The following is a 10,661-nucleotide window of genomic DNA, read 5'->3' on the forward strand; positions in this document are numbered from 1 at the left end:
AGAACTCAGATATTACTGGAAAAAAATACTTTCCAAGCAGCCGTAATAATGGCACTTCCCAAAAGGATAATCAATGTCCAGACCTGATTTTTTTGGGTTCCCTCTACCGATATTAGCCGATTGTCGATGCCTTCGATTTTCTCGTCTAATACTTTAATATCCCCTTTGAGATCGGTTAATCCTATTTCTACTTTTGTCAAGCGCTCATCAATCTTATCGATCTTTCCCTCAATCCTTGTGAGGACAGCTTCTAGGGAATAAGTAACAGTTTCGTTAGACATTGGCTAAACTCCTGTACTGCATCTGGTTGGATATAATAATTTTATCTTAGTCTAGGCTTTTTGGCATTCCTTACCCTATAGTTAACTTCACTTCTGTCCAACCACTGAGATAGTGTTAGGTGAAAACTTCGCTACTTTCTTGTCACTGATTACCCGTTACTGTTCATTCTCTAGGAAAAAACCCTAACTGCCAATTTTTTCGGGAACTTCCTAACATCCCATTCATCTTAAAGCCTAGATTCCGCCTGGAAAAAGGAGGAAATCCAGAGGAGTTTCCGGCTTTTTTCCTAGCCCTCTCGGTTTTCTTTTGGTATAAATTGGGTTATGCGTGCAAAGGAGTGAGCGAGTGACGTTTAGCATCGAACCAAAAATTATCAATCCGCCCAAAAACCGTCATGATTATCAATTGTCGGAAGCAATTCGCTATCGTGCTTGGGTAGAGATTGATCGATCTGCCCTACAACAAAACGTGCGAAAAGTCAAGGCCTTATTAGCCCCAAAAACGGAATTAATGGCGGTAATTAAAGCCGATGCTTACGGACACGGGGCAGTTAAGGTGGCTAACAGCGTTTTAGAAGCTGGAGCGCAGTCTTTAGCCATCGCGACTATCGGGGAAGGTATCGAACTACGCGAAGCGGGAATCGTTGCCCCAATTATGATTTTAGGGGCAGTGAACACCCCGGAAGAAGTGGCAGCCTTAGCCCATTGGCAATTGCAACCCACCCTGGTGCAAATCGAACAGGTACAAATTTTTGCCACCGTGATGAGACGCTTAGAACAGCGGCTGCCGGTTCATATCAAACTAGATACGGGGATGTCTCGCTTAGGTACACAATGGCAAAACGGCACAAAATTCGTCGAACAGGTTTTAGAGGCTCCTAACCTGAAAATTGCCAGTATATACTCCCATTTTGCCACGGCTGACGATCCCAATCCCGAGATCATGCAGTTACAACGGCAAAGATTCCAACAAGCGATCGCTGAGTTAAGATCAAAAGGTTATCATCCCCCCTGTCTGCATTTAGCCAACTCTGCCGCTACCCTAAGCGATCGATCTCTGCACTACGATCGAGTTAGAGTCGGATTAGCTCTCTACGGTCTTTATCCCGCCGATCATCTCACCGATAAAGTCCCTTTGCAACCCGTCCTGCAAGTAAAAGCGCGCATTGCCCAAGTCAAAACCATTGCCGCCGGTTCGGGAGTGAGTTATGGTCATCAGTACATAGCCGCAAAAGATACTCGTATTGCTGTGGTCGGTATCGGTTACGCCGATGGAATTCCCCGCAATCTCTCCAATCGTTTAAAAGTATCCCTGAGAGGACGTTTAGTACCCCAAATCGGCGCGATAACCATGGATCAGTTAATGATTGACGTGAGCGAGATTCCAGAGGTAAAAACAGGGGAAATCGTCACCCTTATCGGTAAAGATGGCCCACAGTGCATCACCGCCGACGATTGGGCGCGGGATTTAGGTACAATATCCTGGGAAATTCTCTGCGGGTTTAAGCATCGTTTGCCGCGAATTACTATTAGCAAAGGCTAATTATGGCGGTGATCTTAAAAAATGTCAATTGGCGGCAATTATCACTGTTGACTGACTGGTGAGATGTGTAATTAATTTTGCCTAGATACTTGCCTTGGTCAAGTGCGATCGCTAATTGCTAGGCTAGATTACGCGATCAATTCTCCGCCGCTTTAGGTTAAAATAAACAGGGTTAATCGACGGCAACTGATTAGTTTTACCCTAGAGGCAGCGATGACTATAAGCAACGATTTACCCTTACCCCCCGGCAGTTTCGGATTACCCCTATTAGGAGAAACAATCGCTTTTTTGACCGATGGGGATTTTGCCAGTAAACGTCATAATAAATATGGTCAACTTTTCCGTACTCATATTTTTGGCAGTCCCACGATTATTTTATCCGGTGCCGAAGCTAACCGGTTTCTCCTCAGCAACGAGAATAAATACTTTGCAGCAACTTGGCCCAAAAGTACCAAAACTCTCCTCGGCAGCGCATCTTTAGCGGTGCATACGGGAGATGTCCATGCTTCCCGTCGTCGCTTAATCTATCAAGCTTTTCAACCCCGGTCCCTAGCAAGTTATATCCCTACGGTAGAAACAATTACCGCTCGCTATTTAGAGCGTTGGCAAAATGCAAAAACCCTGTCATGGTATCCTGAATTAAGAAACTATACTCTCGATATAGCCTGTAAATTATTTGTCGGTCTTGACCAGGGTTCTGCTACCAAATTAGGGGAAGCTTTTGATACTTGGTGTGCGGGACTATTTACCCTTCCCATTCCCCTTCCCTGGACAGCTTTCGGCAAAGCATTACGCTGTCGAGAAGAATTACTAGAAGCCATAGAAACTATCATTTTAGAAAGACAAAAAAATGATGACTTAGGCCAGGATGCTCTGGCTATCCTTTTACAAGCTAAAGACGAAAACGGTCAAAGTTTATCCTTAGCGGAATTAAAGGATCAAGTGCTATTATTACTCTTTGCTGGTCATGAAACTTTAACCTCCGCTATCGCCACTTTCTGCCTACAAATGGCACTGCATCCCGATATTTTTCAGCTTGTCTTGGAGGAAATAACTAATTTTGATCTATCCAGTCCTTTAAGCGTCGATACCCTTAAACAGATGACCTATTTAGATCGCGTTTTAAAAGAAGTTTTACGTTTTACTCCACCCGTGGGAGGAGGATTCCGTCGGGTAATAGAAGACTGTCAATTTAACGGTTATCATTTGCCGAAAGGATGGACAGTGCAGTATCAAATCACCAATACCCATAAAGATAATAATATTTATTCCCATCCTGAAACCTTCGATCCCGATCGCTTTTTAACCGAGGAAAAACCCTACGGATATATCCCTTTTGGTGCGGGATTGCGCGAATGTATCGGCAAGGAATTCGCTCGTTTAGAGATGAAAATTTTAGCCGTCCGTTTAGTACAAAAGTACGATTGGCAATTACTCCCCAATCAAGATCTCACCCTCACCTCTATCCCCACTCCTCACCCCCGGGACGGTTTACAAGTTACCTTTAAACCCCGTTAACCGGCTAGGATAAAAGAACTTTTAAAAAAGTTTAGCGTTCTTCTCGTAGCCGTGAAATAAATTTCACGGCATTTATTGACCGAACAGAGGTTAATCAGCAGCGGGTAAAGCTTTCGGTAATTCTCCATTTTGCTGATGATTTGGTGTATCGAATTCGAGAACTAGGTAACGAATCAAACGCGCTAGGGATTTTTGTAGCAAACCTTCAGCAATTTTTTGTCCCATCTGTTGGGTTTCCGGTTTAGCGATTAGTTTAGTCATCACTGGGACCATAGCCATGGCATCGAATCCTTTTGTTTCCTGTAAAATACTAAAGATGTTGCGAAGATGCTCAAAAGTCTTGGCATCACCCAACAATTCTGGGGGAGTTTCTTGCACCGCTAAACCCACCTGTTGCCGGAAATTAACCGTGAGATTAAACCAAGTGCGACGACCGAAGTTATCTAGCGCATTTACTAACTCATTAACTAATTTTTCGCGGATAAATATACCCCTATCTGAAAGGAGAAAATCTAACGCTTGATCGGTGACTTTCTCGAAGTTAAAATCATTAGAATCTTTAGCATTACGCAGGAGATTTTCTAAACGATTCCAGCGAAAAGTACCGTCTTTAAACAATAAATCCCGCAGGGAATCGCGCAACTCCGTAGAAGGATCGGTGAGCAGACGTTTAGCAATATAAGGATAGGCTTTACTCAGTACCTTAAAATTAGGATCGATGCCAATCGCTATTCCCTCTAAAGTCACCATCGAGCGAATAATCAGGGCATAATAGGCAGGAACTCGAAAGGGAAACTCATACATCATCGCCGACATTTTATCGGTGATACTTTTAAAGTTTAATTCTGCCACACTCGCCCCCAAAGCATTACCGAAAACTTCCGAAAAAGCGGGAACAATTGGCTCTAAATTGGTAGTTGGTGACAGGAAGTCTAACTTAACGTAATCCTTGGCCAAAGACTCAAAATCCCGGTTGACTAAATGCACCACCGCTTCGATTAAACCGTAGCGTTGATAGGGTTCAATATTGCTCATCATGCCGAAATCAAGATAAGCTAATTTACCGTCGGGAGTCGCTAATAAATTACCCGGATGGGGATCTGCATGGAAAAATCCGTGTTCAAGTAATTGACGCAAAGAACACTGCACCCCCACATTAACTAAGTGGGTGGCATCAATACCCTGAGCTTGAATTTCTTTGATATTAGTTAATTTTGTGCCGTCCACCCACTCCATGGTTAAAACCCGTCGCCCAGTATATTTCCAGTAGATTTTGGGGATGTAAATTTCGGCAATGTGACCATAAAGTTGAGCGAATTTTTCGGCGTTTTGTCCCTCGTGAAGATAATTAATTTCTTCAAAAATACGAGCGGCTAATTCGTCGGTAATTGCCACTAAATCGGAGCGAAGTCTTTTAATATTACCTTTCACCCAAGTCGCCAAACTACGCATGATATACACATCTAAAGTTATACAGCGAATCAAATCGGGACGCTGTACTTTAACGGCGACTTTCTCTCCGGTTTTTAATTTACCTTTGTAAACTTGTCCTAGGGAAGCGGCCGCTATGGGATTGGGGGATAATTCTGCGTAAATTTCCTCGGGAGAATAACCTAATTCTTCCTCGATAAAACGATAGGCAATTTCGTTAGGAAAAGAGGGTATTTGATCCTGTAGAGTGGTTAATTCTTCTAAATATAAAGGTGGTACTAAATCAGGCCGGGTAGAGAGAGCTTGACCGATTTTAATATAGGTCGGTCCCAATTTGGTCAACATTTCCCGCAATTGTACGGCCCGTCTAATTTCATTTTTTGGCGATTTTCCCCGCAGTTTATCCCACCAGATACCGATGACAAAAGATAAAACCGGCAGGGCAATTTCGATTAATCTCCCCAAAACGTCTAGAGGTCGCCCACGGTAATAGTCGTTAATAACTTGGGGATTGTAGCGCCAACTCTCGGCTACGTTGTCATCCATGGGGCCGATATCTTCCCGATGCTCTTCGGGAATATGGACCGGCTGCACTTCAACGGTAATCGCTTCTGGGTTTTGCGTCTCTGGGGAGATCATCTGTTCGGACATAGTTCGGTGACGGGGCAGGGTGATTTGTAAACTATTGTAACAAGTATCGGCTTGCTGCCCGATCTTGTTTCTGTCTCCCTAGTTCTATGTTCAGGTTGGCCGTCAACTTTACCCTGGAGGGTTATTGCCTCTCAAAGTATTCTACGATAGCTCTCGCTATCGATTCTGCACCATCTTTAGCCAGTTTAACCTTTAATCTGGGCGGTTGGGGAGCTTGGCGTAAAAAGTCCCAATTACCTTGAAAAAATTCTTCACTGCTAATAATTTGATGATAACTATAATCTTGAATTCCGGCCAATAAAATCGCTGATTCGGCGAAACCTTCTCGCATCAGGGAAACAATCGGAACCTCTAATTTTAAAGCCTCGGCAAAGGTACTATATCCTGGTTTGGAAATAATTCGATCGCATAGGGGCATAAAATCCACGGGACGATAGCTCCGCTCTGGTTTATCCTGTAGGCGGATTAAATTGGGCAATTCGGGCGCGTTTTTTTCAAAAGTGATAAATTGCCAATCGGGAAAACTGGCGAGGTTATTATAGGGAATTGCTTCTAATCCTAACCCACCAAAACTCAATAAAATAGTTTTTTCTTTAGGGGCATTTAGCTTAAATTCCTGTCGCAATTGTTCTTCACTGTAGCGGGGTGTGCCTCCGGTTAAACCCGCATCGGTAACATGGGTAAATCCTGTCATTGCTTCTGCTAAAGGCAGTTTAAACAAGCGATCACATTGATTATAACAACGACTGATCCAATCACTAATACTGGCGAATTCTTCACCCCAATCACGATAGATAAAATCCCAGCCAAAGTTACCAATCATCCAACAAGGAAGCCCCGCACTTTTGGCAATTAGTGCCGCTAAAGGCGGTAAATCGGCCACAACTAAACCCACACGATTAGTTTTAATAAAATTCACTTCACTGGCAATAATTGCCCTTGATTGAGCAATTATTTGTTCTAATTTTTCCTTGGTAGCTAATTTATCCATCGTTAAACTATCCGATTGGATTACCCCCACATCAAACCCCCGGGGTCTTTGAATATATTCTCCGGATATATAGGAATCTAATAACCAGCGCGGGGCCATGGTGACTAATATCGGCAAAATTTCGGGATTAAGTTCAATAATATTAGCTACTACCGAAGCACTGCGGACAGCATGGCCAAAACCATGATTAGTAACGGCAAAATAAACAACAGGACGAGACATAAATAGCAAGTAGGGTGAGAATAATAAGCAAGAAATTTTGTTTTTCAGACTGTAGATAATAATTACCCCTGATTTTAGGGAGGCAAATGAGGCAGTATATAAATACTAGCAAAAGCATAATATTCCGCTCCCGATTGACAAGCTTCTTGCAGTAAAGATAAAGCCTCCGAGTCTCCTTGTTTTGCGAAACGTAATAATGCTAACAACCTTTTAATATATTGACTACGATAGTTAATTAATTCTTTTCGTCCACGCATACCATTGAGATCGAACAAATCTTCAACAATTTGACCACGCCGATCCCGACCATAAACACTGGCCAATTTTGCCATTTCATCCCAAACAAATTCAAGATGTGTATTCGGATCGGTTACTCCATCCGTGGGGTCTATTAACAGAGGATTTCCTGTGATATCATCGAGAGGAAAATTTGTGCCTTTGTGATTGGCATCATTACATTTATCACAAGAAAGCAGTAAATTCTCCCAAGTAAAAGTCAGATCAGGATACTGGCTTTTTGGATAAAAATGTTCGATCGCTCCGTAAGTTACCACTGTAATCTTACTTTCACAGTAAGCGCATTTCCCATTAAACATTTTAACTAATGCGTCTTTAACTTGCGGATGACTGTATTTATTTTGTGCTTGGTTAATTTGAGCTTTAGTTGCCTTGTTGTTTGATTTTATTGATTCTAAAGCCTCTAGCCAACGAGCGGCATTTTTAGCTAATACGGGTGGCTCTGATATTCTGGTGACAGGAATCAAGATAAACGCTCCTCTAGTAAGGCATCAATTCGGGATTCTAAACTATTAGGTTGACTGATTTCGCCAAAGGGTTTAACTTCTCGAACAAATAATGACAGTTGTTCATATTCTTCCTTTTCTTCTGCTGCCAGATTTTTATTTTTACGATTTAGTTGGTGGTAACGCTTAATTTTATTTTCTGTCTCAGTGGGAAAGGTTGATTTCAAACCAAAAGCAGAACTTGTTAAAGTACGATCAACATTAGCCGCTAATTCTAAATAAGGAATTTCTACAATCTCTGATTCACCCGCTACCAGATCGATTCGTAGGGTTAAAGACTTTTCCCCCGCACCGGCAGCGATTAAAGGACTATGAGTAGCGACAAAGAATTGAAGGTTGGGAAAAACTTCCTGTAACCATCCAGCAATTTCCCTTTGCCAAGAAGGATGTAAATGAATATCTAACTCATCGATTAAGACGACTCCAGAAGCCTCTGTGGGGTTATCTAGATTGGGGAAGGATTGTAATAATCGCCAAATTAAATCTCCAGCTAAAGCAATCATACTCCGAAAACCATCGGATAAACTAATGGTTGGAACTTTTTGACCGTTAACTAGAAACTGAATCAAGGCATCGGCAGTTACTTCAGCAATTTCTACATTACCGGGTAACAGTTTAGTAATTGCTTCTTCGCCGATTTTTTTCATTTGTTTGGATTTACTATCTTCAGGATTTTTGGCTATTCGATAATCTAAATACACCATCCATCTCTCAAAAGAACTTAAAGATGTATCCTCATTAAATTGGCTGAAAAAGTTGCTAGAGCGTTGCGGGGGTTCAAGACTAGGAACATTCCGTTGATTCTCTCGTGTCAAACGACGGAAAGCTCCATAACCGACGGCAAACCAACCACGACTATCGGAGGCAAAAGCATTGGCTCGCAACCAACTTAAAATTTTAGTATTTTCTTCGATTAATGCTGGTTCTGTATAGGTTTGTTTGTCCTTACTGCCTCCTAACTCTAACCTTTCCTTGCCTGTAACAAAATAGGAATAAGCAAAAGTTTTTCGAGTTTTATCCGTACCAAATTTTCCCGCATCTCCATCTTCTTGATGAAGCACTGCGGTTAATTTACCCGGTGTTTTAGGATTACATATCCAACCGGTCGGACGTGGTAATAATTCTTTGGCTGCTTCTGGTCCTGCGAGCAGCAAAGCCAAAGCCTGTAAAATCGTGCTTTTTCCTACTCCATTTTCTCCTAATAAAGTGATCCAACGACAAGGTTTAGCACGCCAATGACGTTGATTCTTGGGATTACTAATAAATTTAATCTCTTGATTCTGGAAGCATTTAATGTTTTCGAGTTTTATACTTTCAACCCACATGGACATTCCCCCAGAGAATAACAGCGGTCGATAAAATTCTAGCTTATTTGGCCACATCTAGCCCTTTTTGGCCTTCATCTCTAAATCCAGTCAAAAACCCTCTCTTCGGGGAGAGGGTGAAGTGGGGTTTAGGAATTTTCTTCTAATCCAAAGACGCGATTAAAAGCTTTCAAGACTTTATAACCAGAATCGATCGATTCTAAGGGATCTTTCCGCAAACGGTGACGTAAACAGAGAACAATTACCCGACGGATATCATCTACCGTCACAGTTGTCCGTCCTTCTAAAGCGGCCAGAGCTTTAGCGGCGCGATTGGTAACGATATCGCCGCGCAATCCATCCACGTCCAACTCGGAACAAACCTCGGAAATTTTCACCCGCAGATCATAATCAAGCTCAACGGAAGGCAAAAGATTTTGGGCCTCCACTAGCTTTCTTTGCAGTTCTTCCTGTTCTAAGTTATATTTCTCTAAAAACGAGAGGGGATTGCCATCAAATTCCGCACGCTGTTCCACGATTTTGACCCGTAGAGGTGGTTCTTTGACGGTGTGAATCTCGGCGTGCATTCCAAAGCGATCGAGCAGTTGTGGGCGCAATTCTCCCTCTTCTGGGTTGCCCGATCCCACCAAAACAAACCGGGCCGGGTGACGGATGGAAATTCCTTCCCGTTCCACCGTATTCCAACCACTAGCGGCCGAATCCAATAGCACATCGACGAGGTGATCGTCAAGTAAATTGACTTCATCCACATAGAGAATGCCGCGGTTAGCTTTGGCCAGCAATCCTGGTTCAAAAGCTTTTACCCCTTCTGACAGGGCCTTTTCGATGTCAATCGTGCCACAGACCCGATCCTCCGTCGCACCGAGGGGCAGATCTACCATAGTGACTTTTTTCTTGGCAATGGTCAAGGGGATGGCCTCGTCCACCCTTTGCCGCACCTCATCGCTCATTAAATCGGGATCATTGGGGTCAGAATTAAAGGGATCGTTAGCAACTACGTCAATTTCTGGTAAAAGGTCGGCTAAAGCCCTAATTGTGGTCGATTTTCCCGTACCTCGATCCCCCATAATCATCACCCCGCCAATTTTGGGGTCGATGACGTTGAGCATTAGGGATAATTTCATTTCTTCCTGGCCGACAATAGCGGTGAAGGGAAAAACCACGCGGCGAGTTTTCGGAGGAGCTTGGGGAGTCACGGTCATAAGTGGATTCAAAAGTCAATAGTTGTTGCGTAAAGAATTATATCTAGTGGGGGTTCTAGCCGTCAGCTTTCAGCAAAGCTTTATCATTGTAAGTCTTTTTCCCTGCTTTTTAAGATCCAGCGCCAGAGGGGATGACGCGACCCTTCGTCCCGAATTTTCCGCACCCGTTGCTCTAAGCGCAGTTTTTCTCTGGGGGAAAGTCCTAAAATAATGTTGCGACTTTGCCAGACTAACACTGCTCCTGTAATGGCAATACAAAAGGCTAGACCGATAGAAGGCCAGTAATTGAAAGCTAAAGCGTATCTTAGGGCTGTCCAAGTAAAATATTGCCGCATTAAGGCTATATCATCCCATAAAACCCATAAACTCGCCGAACCAATCCCTAACCAACAACCCAACACGAATAACCAACGACCCCATACTGTCAGTCGATGTAATCTTTGGACTTGTTGCTGTAGTTCAGAATCGGCCATTTCATTTATCAGTGGGGAATTATAAATTATGAATTATGAATTATGAATTATGAATTATGAATTATGAATTATGAATTATGAATTATGAATTATGAATTATGAATTATGAATTATGAATTATGAATTATGAATTATGAATTATGAATTAGGAAGTGTTTTCAGTGAACTGATAACTGATAACTGATAACTGATAACTGATAACTGATAACTGATAACTGATA

Annotated in this window: 9 protein-coding genes; 2 read left to right on the plus strand and 7 right to left on the minus strand. The window is 42.7% G+C overall.

What is annotated here, in order from left to right:
- Positions 1–5 precede the first annotated feature (5 nt).
- Complete coding sequence (locus tag IM450_RS14450; RefSeq protein ID WP_084990060.1) at positions 6–281, minus strand: polyhydroxyalkanoate biosynthesis repressor PhaR; 276 nt, start codon at positions 279–281, stop codon at positions 6–8.
- 346 nt (positions 282–627) lie between these two features.
- Here IM450_RS14450 and alr point away from each other — a divergent pair, with 346 nt between their 5' ends.
- Together alr and IM450_RS14460 are read left to right on the plus strand one after the other, a co-directional pair.
- On the plus strand, positions 628–1,824 hold the full coding sequence (gene alr / locus IM450_RS14455) for an alanine racemase (RefSeq protein WP_002803394.1): 1,197 nt from the start codon (positions 628–630) through the stop codon (positions 1,822–1,824).
- Positions 1,825–2,037: 213 nt separating this feature from the next.
- Positions 2,038–3,342, plus strand: coding sequence for a cytochrome P450 (locus tag IM450_RS14460; protein WP_287670412.1), 1,305 nt, complete (start codon positions 2,038–2,040; stop codon positions 3,340–3,342).
- Between the two features lie 90 nt (positions 3,343–3,432).
- Here the strand turns inward: IM450_RS14460 and IM450_RS14465 are convergent, their stop codons facing one another.
- The 6 genes from IM450_RS14465 to IM450_RS14490 form a co-directional block, all read right to left on the minus strand.
- Entirely contained in the window at positions 3,433–5,424 is a 1,992-nt protein-coding gene (locus IM450_RS14465; RefSeq protein WP_287670414.1) for an ABC1 kinase family protein, read from the minus strand.
- 121 nt (positions 5,425–5,545) lie between these two features.
- Positions 5,546–6,637 carry a glycosyl transferase gene (locus IM450_RS14470; protein ID WP_287670416.1) on the minus strand — a complete coding sequence of 364 codons (1,092 nt, stop codon included), beginning with the start codon at positions 6,635–6,637 and terminating at the stop codon, positions 5,546–5,548.
- Between the two features lie 74 nt (positions 6,638–6,711).
- Positions 6,712–7,401: a retron system putative HNH endonuclease gene (locus IM450_RS14475; RefSeq protein WP_002803390.1), complete on the minus strand. Its 690-nt coding sequence runs from the start codon at positions 7,399–7,401 to the stop codon at positions 6,712–6,714.
- Entirely contained in the window at positions 7,398–8,765 is a 1,368-nt protein-coding gene (locus tag IM450_RS14480; RefSeq protein ID WP_287670418.1) for an AAA family ATPase, read from the minus strand. The genes IM450_RS14475 and IM450_RS14480 overlap by 4 nt, the downstream gene beginning before the upstream one ends.
- A 128-nt stretch (positions 8,766–8,893) precedes the next feature.
- Positions 8,894–9,967: a magnesium chelatase ATPase subunit I gene (gene bchI, locus IM450_RS14485; RefSeq protein WP_002803387.1), complete on the minus strand. Its 1,074-nt coding sequence runs from the start codon at positions 9,965–9,967 to the stop codon at positions 8,894–8,896.
- 83 nt (positions 9,968–10,050) lie between these two features.
- Positions 10,051–10,440 (minus strand): hypothetical protein, encoded by a 390-nt coding sequence (locus IM450_RS14490; RefSeq protein ID WP_287670420.1) that lies wholly within the window; start codon positions 10,438–10,440, stop codon positions 10,051–10,053.
- Positions 10,441–10,661 lie beyond the last annotated feature (221 nt).

Source organism: Microcystis sp. M083S1, from assembly GCF_020246405.1.
Lineage (GTDB): Bacteria > Cyanobacteriota > Cyanobacteriia > Cyanobacteriales > Microcystaceae > Microcystis > Microcystis aeruginosa_C.